Source organism: Paenibacillus alginolyticus DSM 5050 = NBRC 15375 (assembly GCF_000422905.1).
Lineage (GTDB): Bacteria > Bacillota > Bacilli > Paenibacillales > NBRC-103111 > Paenibacillus_E > Paenibacillus_E alginolyticus.
In genome coordinates, this window is sequence record NZ_AUGY01000001.1 from 85,764 (window position 1) to 102,147 (window position 16,384).

The following is a 16,384-nucleotide window of genomic DNA, read 5'->3' on the forward strand; positions in this document are numbered from 1 at the left end:
CGTAATCAAATATACGTCCAAGTTTTGCATATGCCTTTTTAATGTGCTATAATTTCAATTAATTAGCAGGCAGTGCCTGCTTTTTTGTTCGTAAGGTACTGTGAGGTATTGTTGGGAGGAACAGCAGCTTGGAAAAGTTCAATATTGCCATTGATGGTCCTGCTGGAGCCGGTAAAAGCACCATTGCGCGGCTAGTTGCTAGGGCACTTGGTTTCGTTTACGTGGATACAGGAGCCATGTATCGGGCAGTAACGTGGAAAGTACAACAAGAAGGGCTGCTACCTGATCAAGAACTAGAAGTGGCTGCCTTGGCGAATCGCATGCAGATTGAGCTCATTCCTCGCGAGGAAGGACAACAGGTTATCGTTGACGGCGTCGATGTGACCAAAGAAATCCGAACGACAGCCATAACGGATCATGTTTCCCAAATCGCTAGCTACGGAGCTATACGCCAGCTCCTGGTAACACTTCAGAAGCAAATGGCCATAACCAAAGGCGTAGTCATGGATGGCCGCGATATCGGCACTCATGTTATGCCGGATGCTGAAATCAAAGTATTTCTGACAGCTAGCGTAAAGGAAAGAGCAGAGCGTCGATTCAAAGAGATGCAAAATAGCGGGACTTGCACCCTAACGCTCTCTGAACTTGAACAGGACATTGCCCGACGCGATCAACTGGACCAGGATAGAGAGATCTCACCGCTTAGACGAGCTCATGATGCTGTTCTAATGGACAGTACTTCAATGACCATTGAAGAAGTTGTGGACGAAATCCTTGGGCTTTGCAAAGACAAAGTCGGAGGTGGCAAATAAGATGCTTTATCGCATCGGCAGGGCTTTATTTCGTTTTGTTTTTACTTTGTTTTTCCGCATGCGGGCTTTAGGTATGGAGAATGTTCCTACACACGGAGCGGTTGTGCTTTGCGGGAATCATACCAGTTTGCTAGATCCGCCATTGTTAGGAACTCCGCTTAAGCGTATGGTTCATTTCATGGCAAAGGCAGAACTGTTTGATATCCCTGTGCTGGGTTCCATTATTTCTAAAGTAGGCGCTTTTCCTGTAAAACGCGGTGGCGTTAGCAGAGAATCGATCCGACTTGCGGTACAATTGCTTCGCGATGGTAATATGTTGGGTGTTTTCCCAGAAGGATCGCGAAACAATGCAGGAGGGATGGGCAAGAAGGGCGCAGCCAGTCTTGCACTTAAATCTGGAGCTACCGTAGTTCCTGTGGCTATTATTGGCAATTATTCCTTATTCCGCCGCATGACAATTGTATATGGAAAACCGCTTGACCTAAGTGCTTATGCAGGAGCAAGCTCTGAAGATTTGGAGCAAGCAACAGAAGCCATTATGAAAGAAATTCGCCGATTACATACTGCTTATAGCAAAGGTTAACAAGGATGTATGGAATCGAAAGCTTGGAATTATACTATCTTTAATGCGAATGGTAGTTATTGTTTTGTTTGAAACAGAGTAGAAGCTTACAATACTGCTTTGTGACTTATAAATTATTTATTGTTGGTTGTAATAAGAGGAGGCTAATCTCATGTCAGATGAAGTAAAAGTTGAAGATCAAACGCAAGAAGTACAAGAAGCACAAGAAACAGCCGTATCGCAAGCAGAAGCTGAGCACGCTCTTAACAACGTTGCTGTGCTGAAGAAAGGCGCTACCGTTAAAGGCAAAATCGTTAAGGTAGACGCAGATCAAGCCTTCGTGGATATCGGTTACAAATACGATGGTGTTATCCCAGTTCGCGAACTTTCTTCCGATGCAGAAGCAACTTTGCTTGGACAAGAAGTTGAATTGAAAGTTGTGTCAATCAACGATGCGAAAGAAACATTGGTTCTTTCCAAACGTGTTGTTGACAACAGCAAAGTATGGGAGTCACTGCAAGGCCAGCTGGATAGCAAAGAAATCATTGAAGCTACTGTAGCTGAAGTTGTAAAAGGTGGCCTTGTTGTGGATATCGGCGTACGTGGATTCGTACCTGCTTCCATGGTTGAGCGTCAATTCGTTGAAGATTTCTCCGCTTACAAAGGCCGCACATTGCGTCTTCGTGTAAAAGAAATCGATCGCGAGAAAAACAAAGTCATTCTTTCCCAAAAAGATGTTCTGGATGAAGAGTTCGAAGCTAACAAAAAGCAAATCATCGAAGGACTTCAAGTGGGTCAAGTACTGGAAGGTACTGTTCAACGCTTGACACAATTTGGTGCGTTTATTGATATCGGTGGTATCGACGGACTTGTACACATTTCCGAGCTGGCTTGGCACCATGTAGAACAAGCTTCTGACGTAGTTAAAGAAGGCGATAAAGTAAAGGTGCAAATCCTTAAGCTTGATCCTTCCAATGATAAAATCAGCTTGAGCATCAAAGCTACACAAGCAGGCCCATGGGCGAGTGTGGAGAATGAATTCAAAGCAGGCGATATCGTAACAGGTACAGTGAAACGTCTTGCAGCTTTCGGCGCATTCGTTGAAGTGGCTCCTGGTGTTGAAGGTCTTGTGCATATTTCCCAAATTGCCCACCGTCACATCGGTACTCCGCACGAAGTATTGAAAGAAGGCCAAGAAGTTCAAGTGAAAATCTTGGAAATCAATACGGCTGAGAAACGCGTTAGCTTAAGCATTAAAGATACAGAGGAAGCTCCTGAAGCTCCAGCTGGTGCAGCCGCTCCGTCTGCTTCTAAACCAGACAGAGAAAGACAACCAAGAGGCGATCGTGACCGCGGAAACAGCGCAAGTCACCAAAAAGAGATTGCTGGCAATGAGAACGTGTCCTTGAGCAATCAAGGTCTGTCCATGACTCTTGGCGAGCGTTTTGGCGATAAACTTGCTAAATTCAAAAAGTAAATGATACGACGCTTAGGGGGACCATAAGAATGCGCATCTCACGCAAAATGGAGCATGTCCATTACGCGCTGGAGCTTGGTCAATCACGGCAGCAAGGGCTGTCGGATATCAAGCTTGTGCATAACTGTCTGCCTGAGACTTCGACGGATCATATAGCATTAACTACAGAAATCGGCGATCTCTTTATGAGTTCGCCGATTTTAATTAATGCAATGACGGGCGGCGCTCAGGAGACGGAAAGCATAAACCGCGAATTAGCCATCTTGGCAAGGGAAAAGGGCATGGCTATGGCCGTTGGCTCCCAGATGTCTGCAATTAAAAACAGCGAGGTTGCATCGAGCTATCAAGTTGTTCGCCGCGAAAATCCCAAAGGGATTGTGTTCGCGAATTTAGGCAGTGAGGCGACCATCGAGCAAGCGCTCCGGGCTGTTGATATGATTGAAGCGAATGCGCTTCAAATTCATTTGAATGTCATGCAGGAGTTAATTATGCCCGAAGGAGATCGCAGCTTTGTGGGCATGTTAAGCCGCATTGAAGCGATTGTTCGGCATGTACAGGTACCTGTCATCGTGAAGGAAGTTGGCTTTGGTATCCTGAAGGATAACGCCAAACAATTACAGAACATTGGCGTCCGCTTTTTGGATGTCGGCGGCTCGGGCGGCACGAATTTCGCCGCCATTGAGAATGCAAGACGTCCAGCGGCTTTGGAATGGTTGAACGATTGGGGCACTCCAACCAGCATCGCCTTGCTAGAAGCACTCTCCGTTTATCCGCGAGGCGGAGTTATTGCTTCTGGCGGTATTACGAACGCTTTGGAAGCGGCCAAAGCATTAACACTTGGCGCATCAGCGGTTGGCATGGCAGGCGCTTTCCTAAGGGTTTTGCGCAGCGAGGGTGTCGATGCGCTCCATCATTTTGCTGATGAACTTCATCAAGGACTTATTCTTATTATGACAGCGCTAGGCGCTAATACGATTCAGGCATTAGGGAATTGTCCTGTAGTCATCATGGGTAAAACGGCAGAATGGTGCCGTGCAAGAGGGATTAACTTAACTTCATATGCAGAAAGAGCCAATTGGAGTAAATAATCGAAATATTGCCATACTATAGATCAGGCGGTGCTTCCCCTCGTTTAGTTGGAGTGGAAGCCTGAAGATCCGCAGGCAGATCGGTGGCATACGTCACCTGATCGCCTATGCATGGTAGGGTGGTCCGATTATGAATGCCGGTTATTTGTCTCTAATTCTCCTTTGTATCACGTTGATCTTATTCGCCAGCGGATGGAAAGAACTGTACATCAGAAGTATATCGCACAAAGGCATGCTTCTTTTTTTTGTCTCATGGATTGTCTTTTCCAGGTTTACCGTAACGATCCAGCATGTTCAAGTGGGGCTCGTTTATGTCTGGGTTCTGATCATCAGTCTGGGTATTCTCTATAAGACACAAGGATTCATACATAAGCTTCATTTACTTTCTATCGGCCTACTATTAGGTTCCCTTCATTTCTTGTTGCAGCAGCTGCTTGAGATGGATCCCATACTCATTGTTCGTAACTCGGAGTGGGATACGGCTTTATTGCTTGCCGTTGTAGTTCTCGTTTTACAGCGCAGTGCATGGGAGCAGATCGCGGCACTCTCAATTGGCTACTTACTAGGCGACATGTATCAGGCGGGAATTCATCCAGTTGATGGCTACCATCACGTCGGCAAGGCAACTTTTCAAGACCAATGGTGGCTATCCGTTTTTGCGGCAAGAACAATGACCATCATTCTTCAATCCGCTTATAACGGCTGCCGAAATATCATTCGCAACTGGATGGACCGAAGAGGAGGCTGGAAGAAGTAATGGATTGGTTTTATTCGCATCGTTATACGATCGGAATCGTTGTAGGTGTTATTTTTGGCATTTTGGCACGTCTGAATATGCTGAGAACGGACTACAGGCAATATCCGACCTATCCGCATGGTAAGATTATACATATTTCACTGGGTGTCATCGCAGCAGGACTAGGAGCCGTGGCTGTTCCTGCTTTGCTGGACAAAAATTATACGGCGGTCACTTTCTTATCGCTAGCCGCCCAACAATTTCGTGATGTGCGTAATATGGAAAGACAAAGTCTATCCAAGATCGATGAATTAGAGTTAGTTCCAAGAGGAGCGGCATATATTGAAGGGATAGCGATGGTGTTTGAGGGAAGAAATTATCTGGTTATTTTCTCAGCATTTCTTGCTTCTTTATTCAGTATTTTGTTTGCTTGGTATTGGGGGATCGTTGCCGGGATTGTATCCATTTGGATTGCTAACTACTTTAAATCAGGTAACAATTTAGCGAAAGTTGCAGACATTGAACCTGCCGATATTCGGATGGATGGCCCGGACCTTTACGTCGGTTCGGTATATATAATGAACGTTGGACTCGCAGACAATCGTGACCTAATACTTGAACACGGGCTTGGCTTCTTAATCAAACCCAAAAATCGCAATTCTCGCGTAACGTTAGCTCATTTAGGGCAAAGACAAGCTATTCTTCATGATATTTCAACCTTGTTTGGTGCTTATCGTGATGAAGGTGAGCCTTCTTTGCGGCCGATGGCTAAGCTGGATTTGAATACTGGCACATTAGCCGTTCTGCTCCTCCTGCAGGAGAAAGATGCTGAGAAAACGTTAATCGCTCTTCATCGGGTACCCGTGTTGGAAAGTGCTGTTCGTATGCCGTCCGAAGCGGGTGTAAACAAAAAGAAGGAGGCCTAAATCAGGATGTCGCAAATCCTAGCTATTGTAACCTTGACGAAGGAACGAATAGGTGGAGGTGCTCCAATCTTCGTTGTGGATAAGGAAGACGACCTCCAAAAAGTCTCTTTCTCTCTAGAAAAGATATTGGATGCTAATGCTCACGATTTGAAAAATGGCACGATGATTCTGGTCAAGCATACCTGAAATAGTTGGTATGCCCGCATGATTCGTGCGGAGTCTCAAATGAGATTAGCCAAGTCGTGTCTTTTTTGTTATGATGTAAGTTGCGTATTTTTCCATGGCTGATCATGGAATTCGAAGGAGTGAATGAGTAGTGGCTAGACCTGTACTTGCAATTGTAGGCCGACCCAATGTCGGCAAGTCCACCATTTTCAATCGGATCGTAGGCGATCGGCTTGCGATTGTGGAAGATAAACCGGGTGTTACACGTGATCGATTATACGGCGTAGGTGAATGGCTCAATACGTCATTCAGTGTCATTGATACAGGCGGTATTGAAATTGATGGGGAGGATGCGATCCTCAAATCTGTTCGTATTCAAGCGGAGCTTGCTATTGAAGAGGCGGATGTCATTGTTTTTATGGTGGATGCCAAAGCGGGTGTAACACCTTCAGATGAAGAAGTTGCCCAATTGTTATTCCGTTCCAAAAAACCGATCGTACTTGCTGTTAACAAAGTAGATAACCTTGCGCGTCAAGATGATATTTATGAGTTTTATTCTTTAGGCTTCGGCGATCCAGTCGGGATTTCAGGTTCCCACGGTATCGGGATCGGTGATTTACTTGAAGTCGTTTGCAACTTGTTTCCTGATAAAAAAGACGATGAATACGGCGAAGAGGTCATTAAATTTGCCCTAATCGGACGACCGAATGTCGGGAAATCTTCGATGACGAATGCCATTCTTGGAGAAGAACGGGTCATCGTTAGTGATGTGGCGGGAACAACGCGCGATGCCATCGATACGCCATTTGAACGGGATGGACAAAAGTTTGTTATTATTGATACGGCGGGAATGCGTAAAAGAGGCAAGGTCTACGAGAACACGGAGAAATATAGCGTCATGCGTGCCATGAAAGCGATTGAGCGTGCTGATGTTGTACTCGTCGTTATCGATGGTCAAGAGGGTATTATCGATCAGGACAAGCATATTGCCGGATATGCGCATGAAGCAGGAAAAGCGATCGTGATTGTCGTAAATAAATGGGACATCGTCGATAAAGACGATAAAACGATGCAGCATTTTACGCAAACCATTCGTGATCATTTCTTGTTCTTAAGCTACGCTCCAATTGTTTTTGTTTCAGCCAAAACGACGCAGCGCTTGCACAAGCTGTTGCCTGTTATTGTTCAGGTTGCCGAGAATCATTCCCTGCGCGTACAAACACATCTGCTTAATGATGTTGTTTCGGATGCAGTAGCCTACAATCCGCCTCCTACGGATAAAGGCAAACGCCTGCGTATTAACTATGTGACACAAGTTGCTGTTAAGCCTCCTGTCTTTGTGCTCTTCGTGAATGAGCCTGAGCTCATGCACTTTTCATATGAACGGTACTTGGATAACAAGATTCGTGCTGCCTTCGGATTTGAAGGAACACCGATTCGTATCTTAAGCCGTAGGAAATCATCGGACAAAGAATAGGAGATGTTGTGCATTGCTTTCGATAATAACAATTGTAGCGGGTTATTTATTAGGCTCCATAAGCTTTAGTTATTTATTCGGAAAATGGTTCAAAGGCATTGATATCCGTAAGCATGGGAGTGGCAATGCGGGGGCGACAAATACGCTTCGTGTTCTGGGTAAGGGGCCTGCCATTTTAGTTCTCTTGCTGGATGCCTTAAAAGGAGTTGCTGCCGTGTGGATTGGAACATGGGCAGCTCCTGGACCTGATGACATCTGGATACGTGTATTATGTGGACTCGCTGCCATCGTCGGGCATAATTGGCCGGTTTACTTCGGCTTCCAAGGCGGTAAAGGTATCGCGACAACCATCGGCGTTATGGCAACACTCTGCTTCATACCAACGTTAATTGCTGGTTTAACAGCAATCGTCATCATTGCGGTCACCAGATTCGTATCGCTCGGTTCCCTTATTCTAACAGCACTTTTACCTTTCCTTATTTGGGGGATGGATCGACCTTTGCCTATCTTGTGGATTAGCATTTTGCTGTGTGCGTTTGCCTTTATGCGTCATCGTACGAATATTGTGAAGCTCATTCAAGGTAAAGAGAACAAGCTAGGTCAGAAGAGGGCATAGCTAATCTCGTGATGCCAGTTTCTATGAAATCTCAATAATGCTTACGAAGCCAGTTTTGCTAAAGCAAAACTCAGTAACGCTTACGAAGTAAGTTTTCTCACGAAAACTCAGTTAATGCTTACGAAGCCAGTTTTGCTAAAGCAAAACTTTTAGGAGGAGTAACCTTGTCAAACAAAGTATCGGTCCTAGTAGCAGGAAGTTGGGGGACGGCACTTGCCTCGGTACTGGCGGATAATGGGAAGCAAGTGCTTTTATGGTCTCGTAATGAGGATCAGGTTATAGAAATAAATGAAAAGCATCGTAACAGCCGCTTTCTTCAAGATGTGGAGCTATCGCCGCTCATTGTAGCGACTAACTCGCTGCAGGAGGCGGTAGAAGATGCTGATGCGATCATCATGGTCGTGCCTTCAACCGGAATGCGCGAGGTAGCATCACGTATGCGTCCTTTTTTGAAGAAGGATGCATTAATCATTCACGCGACCAAGGGCTTTGAAATAGGGACGTTAAAGAGAATGACTGAAGTTCTTGCCGATGAGCTTCCTGACATGGATGCCAAGCGGCTTGTTGTCCTTTCCGGTCCAAGTCATGCAGAGGAAGTTATTCGCAAATACCCGACGACTGTCGTTGTCGCGGCCCAAGACTTGGGAGCGGCTGAAGCTGCACAGGATTTACTGATTAACTCCTACTTCCGTGTGTATACGAATCCAGATGTTACAGGCGTAGAGGTTGGGGGAGCGCTGAAGAACATCATTGGTCTAGGCGCTGGTTTGACAGATGGTCTAGGATTTGGTGATAATGCGAAGGCTGCTCTTGTAACGAGAGGCCTAGCCGAGATTGCACGTTTGGGTACCGCAATGGGAGCCAATCCACTTACATTTGCGGGCTTAGCGGGGATTGGCGATCTGATTGCGACTTGTACGAGTCAACATAGCAGGAATTGGCGTGCCGGCAATAAGTTAGCGAAGGGAATACCCTTGGACGACGTGCTCAGAGAGATGGGAATGGTCGTAGAAGGCGTGAAAACAACGAAAGCTGCTTATGAGTTGTGCCGCAGATTTGATGTAACCATGCCAATTACAGATGAGTTATACAACGTTCTCTTCGATGGGAAGTCCCCTCAGCTAGCTGCACAAGATCTGATGGGGCGCGTCAGAACCCATGAGATCGAAGAAGTTGCCAGCGAATCAGCAACAAATGTGTTGAAGTAGCCTACACCACTTCCTTTCCGCATTCATACTATACCTTAGAAGATCCAGTCATCCAAAGGTATAGGGAGGCGGCACATTTGTCGAATAAGGATATCTCGAAAGACGTATTAAATGTGGTGAAAAAGAAAACAGGTAAATCCGTTACATCCAAAGATATTGAAAAAATAGCCAGTGGTGTGACACCTTCTACCCTGCAAAGTGAAACTCAACTTCGCCAACTCATCAAACAAGTTTCTAGTTTAGTGAACGTGAAGGTATCTGAAGAGACCATCAATGATATCGTTCAGGCGGTCAAAAGCAGTAAACTGGATTCCAATAATATGCAGCAATTAATGAACATGATGATGGGTAAGAAATAAAAAGCATGAAGGGGAAATCGTTCCCCTTTATGCTTTTTTTCTCATCCTATGCTATACTTACTGGTGATCAATTTGAATGTTTCATACATAAGGAGTTAAGATTATGTCAAGTTTAGACAAAATGTGGGCTTCATTCGTGGCGATCGGACTCATGGTAGTCGCGTCATTATTAATTTCTTACGCAAGAACTCGAACCTCAGGAGCTCTACGTGTTGTGTTATCCGTAATTGCTTTTTTCCTATTTATTCCGATTTTACTTTACATGCTGCTATCTTTGTTTTAGCAACCTGGAGGCGAGATATCGATGTTAGAATTGAAAACACGCAAAACTCAGAAAACGATAGAGCCGGTTACCGGATTAACGATTCTAGACCACGCGCTCAAAGAAGATTTAGATTGGGGATTTTCCTGTACACGGGGTACTTGCGCCAGATGCCGTTGTTATGTTGCTTCTGGCCGCGAACTGTTGTCATTGCCTTCGGATGAAGAAGAGAGCCGTTTGGAGCCTGAGGAGATCGAGCAGGGCTACCGGTTAGCTTGCCAGTCTATAGTGAAGCAATCCGGTCATATTTCCGTTACGCATAAGCCTTATTTCTAAAATTTCTGCCTGAAAGGTGTGGGCATCTTGGTCCTGCTGGAGCCGTTACTCCCAACGATTACAACCATCCATACACACTTATTGAAAGTTCCAGACGTACGATGGCTCATCGGTGGAAGCTGCGGACTGCTTTTTCAAAACGTAGATATTGGAAGAAGTCCAAGAGATCTGGACATTTATGTTGATGACAGCGATGTAATTGCTGTACATACTTCTTTATTAGAATATTCGGTGGATGCACCGATTTATAGTGAAACCCCCATTTATGCTTCAATCCTAAGTCATTATCATATCGGTGGAAATGCTGTGGAAGTCGTTGGTGATTTCAGGGTGAATGCTCTGCATTCTTCTTACCAAGTGGAAGCCTCTTATCTATGGGAGAATCATAGCCATTCGGTCATGATCGACGAACAGGAAGTTAAAATGATGCCATTAGCCCATGAACTCCTCTTTAATTTACTTCGCAATCGTCCTGATCGCTATGAAGCTATAGCCAGAACGATGAAAGCTTTTCCAGAGATGCATATGCAGGCGCTAAGTGATTTAATGCAAAGAAATCACTGGGGAAGCGAGTTGGAGCGGAAATTAGAGCAGTTGATAGATTCAAGCAATTAGCAGGAAGATAGCCTATCAGAAGGTGGACGCGATGAATGGATCAGAAGTACATTTTTGGCCCGATAACAAAAAAATAAGTGTTCGAGCGGGAACGACCTTGCTGGATGCAGGGCGCAAAGCTAAGGTTCACATACGTACCCGTTGTGATGGCAAGGCGGCTTGTCTTATGTGTAAGGTCAAGGTTGATGATCCTAGCGGCCTGGCACCTATGAATGTCAATGAACGGTTAAAGCTAGGTACTCAGGCTGATGAGGGCTTTCGACTTGCATGTCAAGCACGTGTGATTGGCTCTGTGCAGGTTACGGTGCCTGAAGATCCTCTTAAGGCTGCCATACGTGCCCAACTTGCGAGGCAAGCGGAGGAAGACGATTTATTTTAGATAAAAGATAGGATGATTATGTCGTGAAAATAGCTCGAAGCCTTTTACCTGGCAGTTGGGCAGGTATCATACTTAGTATAGTCTTGCTGCTCAGTGGTTGTGCTTATCCTAAGGAAATGCGCAAAGAGAATCAAATTAACCCGGCTGAGTTCATTACCGTTGTTCAGCAGGCCATAGATCTCTACCACGAGAAGAACGGCGTTCTACCGATCAAGAATAGTGAGATGACAACACCCCTCTATGAGAAATATGTGATTGATTTTGGCAAATTGAAAAAAACGAATCTGTTGAGCACCGTTCCGGCAAACGCGTTCGAAAGCGGCGGCATTTTTATCTATGTGCTGGTCGATGTGGAAACAAAGCCATTGGTGAAGTTGATGGATATATCCGCTTATCAAAGTGTGGAGGACGTCCAGAAGAAGATCAATGATTACAAGGTAAAGCATGAGGGTAACCTGCCTCCGGGGATTGCTATTAATGAAGCTTTTGACTATGTAGATTTTGATAAGCTAGGCATGAAATCTCCCGAGATCAAGTCCGTTTACAATCGCAAAAATTTCATATCCTATTTGGTAAACAAGCAAACGGGTGATGTATCGATTGATTATGCGATGGACATGATGCAGCTTATCCAAAGCAATTCGTTAGTAAGCTCTTTGAAGTCAGATCAGGATTTGCGAGAGATTCTCGTAAATAAAACTTATTTCGTGCCTATACGAAGCAATCCGTATTTATGGCAAAATAATCAGCCCATGCCGCAGAATAAACAATAGACGCAACCTCTTACAGAAATCTGTAAGAGGTTTTTTTAGATTTTCAGAATAACCGATACAAGTCAATCATATATTTTCTCAATGTGGTGAGACTTTGATCTAGCGTCAAGTTCCCCTAAATATGGTTCTATAAAGAAAGCCGTATGTGCTTCATAAAATATGAGCGTCAAAAAAAAGATTATACGCATCTATCATATTTCTATCGAAAGTACATATATTTCTTACTAGTCCAAATGAATGTACGAGTAGTCAATTGTTACCGTCACAAAAGTCAGTTGACGACCAAACTGTAGGAGGGATTCTCTTGGAGAAAGTGGATATCTTTAAGGACATTGCAGAACGAACGGGAGGGGACATTTACCTGGGGGTTGTTGGAGCGGTCCGGACAGGAAAATCAACCTTTATTAAGCGTTTTGTGGAATCTGTAGTGCTTCCTAACATTCAAAGTGAAGCGGATAGGATCCGGGCTACCGATGAACTCCCGCAGAGCGCTGCTGGCCGCACGATTATGACAACGGAGCCGAAATTCGTACCGAATACGGCGGTCCAAATTTCGGTGGCCGAAGGGCTGAATGTGAATGTTCGCCTTGTTGATTGTGTAGGTTACGCAGTCGATGGCGCCAAAGGCTATGAAGACGAGAACGGACCGCGGATGATTAATACACCTTGGTTCGATGAACCGATTCCATTCCAGGAAGCAGCTGAAATCGGAACTCGCAAGGTCATTCAGGAGCATTCGACACTCGGTGTTGTTGTAACTACCGATGGTACGATTTCTGATATTCCGAGGTCTTCGTACGTGTTGGCAGAAGAAAGAGTCATTAATGAGCTGAAAGAAGTAGGCAAACCTTTCATTGTCATCATTAACTCACAGAAACCAAATAGTGAGCCTGCGCTTGAGCTGCGCAGCGAGCTGCAAAGCCGCTATGACGTCCCTGTTGTGACAATGAGTGTAGCAAGCGCAGGCGAAGAGGAAATGGTCTCTGTGCTGCGTGAAGTGCTTTATGAGTTCCCAGTTCATGAAGTGAACGTGAACTTACCAAGCTGGGTGATGGTTCTTGACGAGAATCATTGGCTGCGGACTCAATTCGAAGCTTCCGTACGTGATACGGTTCAAGATATTAGACGCCTTCGCGACGTTGATCGTGTCGTTAGTCAATTCGGCGATTATGAGTTCATTGATAAAGCCGCTTTGGCCGGACTTAATATGGGGCAGGGTGTAGCGGAGATTGACTTGTTTGCGCCTGATGAGCTATACGACCGCATTCTGGTTGAAGTTGTCGGGGTAGAAATTCGCGGCAAAGATCATCTGCTTCAGCTCATGCAGGATTTCACGCATGCGAAACGAGAATATGATCAATTCGCTGAGGCGCTTGAGATGGTGAAAACGACAGGCTACGGCATAGCGCCTCCGACGCTCGCTGAGATGGCTTTGGATGAGCCGGAGTTAATACGTCAAGGATCTAGGTTCGGTGTCCGTTTACGGGCTACAGCGCCGTCTATTCATATGATTCGTGTGGATGTAGAGTCGGAGTTCTCACCGATTATCGGTACGGAGAAGCAAAGCGAAGAACTTGTCCGCTATCTCATGCAAGATTTCGAAGACAATCCGCTTAAAATATGGGAGTCCGATATATTCGGAAGATCGCTTCATTCAATTGTTCGCGAGGGGATTCAAGGGAAGCTTGCCCAGATGCCGGACAATGCGCGTTATAAACTGCAAGAGACGCTTGGCCGAATTATTAACGAAGGATCTGGCGGTTTAATTGCTATAATTTTGTAAATATGTAGACAAAAAACACTCAAAAGAGTGTTTTTTGTCGTTTAATAGCAAAAATACCCACATAATTTGGTAAACGATACTTGAAATTGCTGTCGGAGTGTATTACTATAAATTTATTCGTCTGCTTTCGAAGTTCATTTTTACTAAGAAAATCAACGATTTTTCATTGGATAATGTATATTTTCTGAAGAAACGGTGAAAACAGGAAGTAACGGAAGTGAGAAATCTTGGGGGGAGGTGAATGGCATGAATAAATCTGAATTGATTAACAAGGTTGCTGAAACCTCTGAGCTTTCCAAGAAAGATGCAACTAAAGCAGTTGATGCTGTTTTTGATGCAATTTCCGAAGCGCTGCAAGGCGGGGATAAAGTACAACTAGTTGGATTCGGTAACTTTGAAGTTCGTGAACGTTCTGCTCGTAAAGGACGTAATCCACAGACTGGTGATGAGATCGAAATTCCAGCAAGCAAAATTCCAGCTTTCAAACCTGGTAAAGCACTTAAAGATGGCATTCAATAATCGCGTTTTACATACTATTGAACGTTATATAACAACAAAGCCGTGACCGCTAATAGCTGTCGCGGCTTTGTTTATTGCTAATAGAAAATGCCTTTACAATTCCAAAATCTCCTACTATAATTACAAAAGTGAATAAGTAAACTTAAGCTACAAACGGGGTATGGCGCAGCCTGGTAGCGCGCACCCTTGGGGTGGGTGAGGTCGCACGTTCGAATCGTGTTACTCCGATTATGAAAAAGACATCGAAAGTCCGATGTCTTTTTCTCATGAAGAGACTTGTTCCAAAACAGATAGAACTTCTTAGAAGATGTAGGGGGAACGGTCTTGAATAAGTTGAAACTGAACGCGCTCGTGAAATCGCAAGATTGGACGATGTTTGGCATTATCGCTTCTATTTTCTTGGTTTGGCGCATCGGTACGGTTGGGAATTGGAGTAAGGAATGTTGGATCCTGCTGTTAATTTGTTTGCTAGGTATCCGCAAAGACCAAGTTGATGTGGATTGGAAACGATTCTTCCTTTTTGGTATTCCTTTACTAGGCGTATTTTATTACTTTTACGGGACGGGAAATGGTTTCTGGTGGAGAATCGCCAATTGGATGTTTGAAAATAACCGCCATCCTTGGCATTGGGATGCGTATATGAACGCAATTCCGTTGAATACGGGCGGATGGGCGAGATGGATTGCATCCCCTTTTCTAGATAAAGCGATGGTTTGGATTTATAACTACGGCTTTGTCTTATCTTTGTGGATCTGCATTGTGCGGAGCTTCTGGACACGCAGTATTAAAAAAATGCTTTCTTATGCCTTATCCGGCCACATGCTGCAATTCCCACTTATTTTGCCCTTTTACAATTTAATTTTGCTGCATGAAGTTTGGTATGTGAATAAGCAGCCTGACTTATTGTACCGTGTTTTTACGGATGAAAACTCTTTACTTGTGGCTACGATGAACTGTTTCCCTAGTATGCATACTTCCATCTCTTTTGCTATGCTTCTTCTCGCCCTGCGAGAAAAGGACCGTATATTCAAAACGATGATGGTCACCTACTGCGCGGCAATCATTTTCTCAACCTTGTACTTACAAATTCATTGGCTGATCGATGTATTCGCAGGTATGTTATTTGCATTTGGCACGGTCAAGCTATCTGATTTACTCATACGGATAGGATCCAAGAACATGCTGCCAACGACATTTAAGAAATTTTACCAAAAGGGAACGAAAGCTGCCTCCAACGAGATAACAATTTAAGGCCGGTTGACTTCCCGATACCTTTTTTGGCATCATGAAGATTAGGATTGTAGTTTAGGGCAAGAACGGAGGATGGAAATGGATCAACCGAATAAATCGAATAACCCGAATACGAATGGCAATGAATATTTCGTTATTAAAGCCAAGGATAATGGTGTACATGTTATCGGGCTAACCCGTGGTCAAGATACTCGCTTTCATCATACAGAAAAGCTGGACAAGGGCGAAGTTATGATTGCTCAGTTCACGGAGCATACATCCGCAGTAAAGGTTAGAGGCAAGGCAATTATCATGACCAAGTACGGTACGATTGACACAGAAGAATAATTTATAATTGTTAAAGCAGGCATAGCCTGCTTTTTTTCTTTGTAGAATGATGTATAGGGCTTGGAACTACCGAATGCTTAGTTAACTCGTTTGGTGCTTGCAAAGTGTAGGAGGTGCTTGTTCATGAAATGGTCGATGCGTATTGTGTTGACGTTAGGTCTATCTATTATAATAGTCGTCTGTCTATCTCTACTTCCGAAGATGGATCGTTCCTCAGGGTTAGGTTCGCCTTATAATTGGTCAAGCAATCGTGCAGGGGAGCTAACAAATAATAATATGGTAGATTTACTGGTGCAAGTCCCACTTCACCTGCGGATTCGCAAAGTTGAGCTGAGCAACTCCCGCATGTCCCTTGATTTGAGCTTACCGAAAAACGCGGATTCTGCTGCCGTCTATCGAGATTTGTACACAATCGCACAAACCATGATCACGAAAACGAAAAATGTCAATCAAATATGGGTTCGTGTCATCGATTATTCGGGCGTTACAGATTCAACATCTACACAGCTTGTGCTGGCTATGGTTGCAGAGCGCGAATATGGGAAAGATATGGAGAAGAACGCGAATGAACTCAGCCTTATTCAACTTGAACAGCAATTACAAAACCGTTTTCGTATCACATACACCTCTAAATGGCAGCAAAGATATCCCTTATAATTAAATGTGCTTCTATTTACGTGTTATGATATAATGACTTGAATTGAGCATGTTTT

General features: G+C 44.5%; 21 protein-coding genes and 1 tRNA gene. All 22 read left to right on the plus strand.

Annotated elements, in window-relative coordinates:
• Positions 1-128: 128 nt before the first annotated feature.
• The 22 genes from cmk (at position 129) to G519_RS0100580 (ending at position 16,328) form a co-directional block, all read left to right on the plus strand.
• On the plus strand, positions 129-812 hold the full coding sequence (gene cmk / locus G519_RS0100475; RefSeq protein WP_029192992.1) for a (d)CMP kinase: 684 nt from the start codon (positions 129-131) through the stop codon (positions 810-812).
• Between the two features lies 1 nt (position 813).
• The gene (locus G519_RS0100480) at positions 814-1,395 is read left to right on the plus strand and encodes a lysophospholipid acyltransferase family protein (RefSeq protein WP_029192993.1); all 582 of its coding nucleotides are present in this window, start codon (positions 814-816) and stop codon (positions 1,393-1,395) included.
• Positions 1,396-1,546: 151 nt separating this feature from the next.
• Positions 1,547-2,851, plus strand: a complete 1,305-nt coding sequence (gene rpsA / locus G519_RS0100485) for a 30S ribosomal protein S1 (RefSeq protein ID WP_029192994.1) — start codon at positions 1,547-1,549, stop codon at positions 2,849-2,851.
• A 29-nt stretch (positions 2,852-2,880) separates the two neighbouring features.
• Positions 2,881-3,939: a type 2 isopentenyl-diphosphate Delta-isomerase gene (fni, locus tag G519_RS0100490; protein WP_029192995.1), complete on the plus strand. Its 1,059-nt coding sequence runs from the start codon at positions 2,881-2,883 to the stop codon at positions 3,937-3,939.
• Positions 3,940-4,069: 130 nt separating this feature from the next.
• Positions 4,070-4,696: a YphA family membrane protein gene (locus tag G519_RS0100495; RefSeq protein WP_029192996.1), complete on the plus strand. Its 627-nt coding sequence runs from the start codon at positions 4,070-4,072 to the stop codon at positions 4,694-4,696.
• Positions 4,696-5,601: a YIEGIA family protein gene (locus G519_RS0100500; protein WP_029192997.1), complete on the plus strand. Its 906-nt coding sequence runs from the start codon at positions 4,696-4,698 to the stop codon at positions 5,599-5,601. The genes G519_RS0100495 and G519_RS0100500 overlap by 1 nt, the downstream gene beginning before the upstream one ends.
• Before the next feature lie 6 nt (positions 5,602-5,607).
• Positions 5,608-5,787 carry a capping complex subunit for YIEGIA gene (locus tag G519_RS0100505; protein WP_029192998.1) on the plus strand — a complete coding sequence of 60 codons (180 nt, stop codon included), beginning with the start codon at positions 5,608-5,610 and terminating at the stop codon, positions 5,785-5,787.
• Between the two features lie 130 nt (positions 5,788-5,917).
• The gene (der, locus tag G519_RS0100510) at positions 5,918-7,243 is read left to right on the plus strand and encodes a ribosome biogenesis GTPase Der (protein ID WP_029192999.1); all 1,326 of its coding nucleotides are present in this window, start codon (positions 5,918-5,920) and stop codon (positions 7,241-7,243) included.
• A gap of 13 nt (positions 7,244-7,256) precedes the next feature.
• Positions 7,257-7,859: a glycerol-3-phosphate 1-O-acyltransferase PlsY gene (gene plsY / locus G519_RS0100515; RefSeq protein ID WP_029193000.1), complete on the plus strand. Its 603-nt coding sequence runs from the start codon at positions 7,257-7,259 to the stop codon at positions 7,857-7,859.
• Between the two features lie 164 nt (positions 7,860-8,023).
• Positions 8,024-9,067, plus strand: coding sequence for an NAD(P)H-dependent glycerol-3-phosphate dehydrogenase (locus tag G519_RS0100520; RefSeq protein ID WP_029193001.1), 1,044 nt, complete (start codon positions 8,024-8,026; stop codon positions 9,065-9,067).
• Positions 9,068-9,144: 77 nt separating this feature from the next.
• Positions 9,145-9,426, plus strand: a complete 282-nt coding sequence (locus tag G519_RS0100525; RefSeq protein ID WP_029193002.1) for a stage VI sporulation protein F — start codon at positions 9,145-9,147, stop codon at positions 9,424-9,426.
• Positions 9,427-9,529: 103 nt separating this feature from the next.
• Complete coding sequence (locus G519_RS0100530) at positions 9,530-9,709, plus strand: DUF2768 family protein (protein ID WP_029193003.1); 180 nt, start codon at positions 9,530-9,532, stop codon at positions 9,707-9,709.
• Between the two features lie 21 nt (positions 9,710-9,730).
• On the plus strand, positions 9,731-10,024 hold the full coding sequence (locus G519_RS0100535; RefSeq protein ID WP_029193004.1) for a 2Fe-2S iron-sulfur cluster-binding protein: 294 nt from the start codon (positions 9,731-9,733) through the stop codon (positions 10,022-10,024).
• A gap of 27 nt (positions 10,025-10,051) precedes the next feature.
• A complete protein-coding gene (locus G519_RS41210; RefSeq protein WP_051252978.1) occupies positions 10,052-10,639 on the plus strand; it encodes a nucleotidyltransferase family protein in 588 nt (195 codons plus the stop codon).
• A 31-nt stretch (positions 10,640-10,670) separates the two neighbouring features.
• Positions 10,671-11,018 (plus strand): 2Fe-2S iron-sulfur cluster-binding protein, encoded by a 348-nt coding sequence (locus G519_RS0100545; protein ID WP_029193005.1) that lies wholly within the window; start codon positions 10,671-10,673, stop codon positions 11,016-11,018.
• Positions 11,019-11,041: 23 nt separating this feature from the next.
• Positions 11,042-11,791, plus strand: a complete 750-nt coding sequence (locus tag G519_RS0100550) for a hypothetical protein (protein WP_036631719.1) — start codon at positions 11,042-11,044, stop codon at positions 11,789-11,791.
• Positions 11,792-12,095: 304 nt separating this feature from the next.
• Positions 12,096-13,574: a stage IV sporulation protein A gene (gene spoIVA / locus G519_RS0100555; protein ID WP_029193007.1), complete on the plus strand. Its 1,479-nt coding sequence runs from the start codon at positions 12,096-12,098 to the stop codon at positions 13,572-13,574.
• 246 nt (positions 13,575-13,820) lie between these two features.
• Complete coding sequence (locus G519_RS0100560; RefSeq protein ID WP_029193008.1) at positions 13,821-14,093, plus strand: HU family DNA-binding protein; 273 nt, start codon at positions 13,821-13,823, stop codon at positions 14,091-14,093.
• Positions 14,094-14,247: 154 nt separating this feature from the next.
• Positions 14,248-14,321 (plus strand) — tRNA-Pro (locus G519_RS0100565).
• Between the two features lie 96 nt (positions 14,322-14,417).
• Positions 14,418-15,344 (plus strand): phosphatase PAP2 family protein, encoded by a 927-nt coding sequence (locus tag G519_RS47130; RefSeq protein WP_051252979.1) that lies wholly within the window; start codon positions 14,418-14,420, stop codon positions 15,342-15,344.
• A gap of 78 nt (positions 15,345-15,422) precedes the next feature.
• Positions 15,423-15,671, plus strand: coding sequence for a trp RNA-binding attenuation protein MtrB (gene mtrB / locus G519_RS0100575; RefSeq protein WP_029193009.1), 249 nt, complete (start codon positions 15,423-15,425; stop codon positions 15,669-15,671).
• 123 nt (positions 15,672-15,794) lie between these two features.
• On the plus strand, positions 15,795-16,328 hold the full coding sequence (locus G519_RS0100580; protein ID WP_029193010.1) for a hypothetical protein: 534 nt from the start codon (positions 15,795-15,797) through the stop codon (positions 16,326-16,328).
• The last annotated feature ends 56 nt before the right edge of the window (positions 16,329-16,384 follow it).

What these genes read in the sequence shown, in the direction of transcription:
- G519_RS0100480 (WP_029192993.1), top strand. Translation starts at nt 814, where the DNA reads ATGCTTTATCGCATCGGCAGGGCTTTATTTCGTTTTGTTTTTACTTTG.
- rpsA (WP_029192994.1), top strand. Translation starts at nt 1,547, where the DNA reads ATGTCAGATGAAGTAAAAGTTGAAGATCAAACGCAAGAAGTACAAGAA.
- fni (WP_029192995.1), top strand. Translation starts at nt 2,881, where the DNA reads ATGCGCATCTCACGCAAAATGGAGCATGTCCATTACGCGCTGGAGCTT.
- G519_RS0100495 (WP_029192996.1), top strand. Translation starts at nt 4,070, where the DNA reads ATGAATGCCGGTTATTTGTCTCTAATTCTCCTTTGTATCACGTTGATC.
- G519_RS0100500 (WP_029192997.1), top strand. Translation starts at nt 4,696, where the DNA reads ATGGATTGGTTTTATTCGCATCGTTATACGATCGGAATCGTTGTAGGT.
- G519_RS0100505 (WP_029192998.1), top strand. Translation starts at nt 5,608, where the DNA reads ATGTCGCAAATCCTAGCTATTGTAACCTTGACGAAGGAACGAATAGGT.
- G519_RS0100530 (WP_029193003.1), top strand. Translation starts at nt 9,530, where the DNA reads ATGTCAAGTTTAGACAAAATGTGGGCTTCATTCGTGGCGATCGGACTC.
- G519_RS0100535 (WP_029193004.1), top strand. Translation starts at nt 9,731, where the DNA reads ATGTTAGAATTGAAAACACGCAAAACTCAGAAAACGATAGAGCCGGTT.
- G519_RS0100545 (WP_029193005.1), top strand. Translation starts at nt 10,671, where the DNA reads ATGAATGGATCAGAAGTACATTTTTGGCCCGATAACAAAAAAATAAGT.
- G519_RS0100560 (WP_029193008.1), top strand. Translation starts at nt 13,821, where the DNA reads ATGAATAAATCTGAATTGATTAACAAGGTTGCTGAAACCTCTGAGCTT.
- mtrB (WP_029193009.1), top strand. Translation starts at nt 15,423, where the DNA reads ATGGATCAACCGAATAAATCGAATAACCCGAATACGAATGGCAATGAA.
- G519_RS0100580 (WP_029193010.1), top strand. Translation starts at nt 15,795, where the DNA reads ATGAAATGGTCGATGCGTATTGTGTTGACGTTAGGTCTATCTATTATA.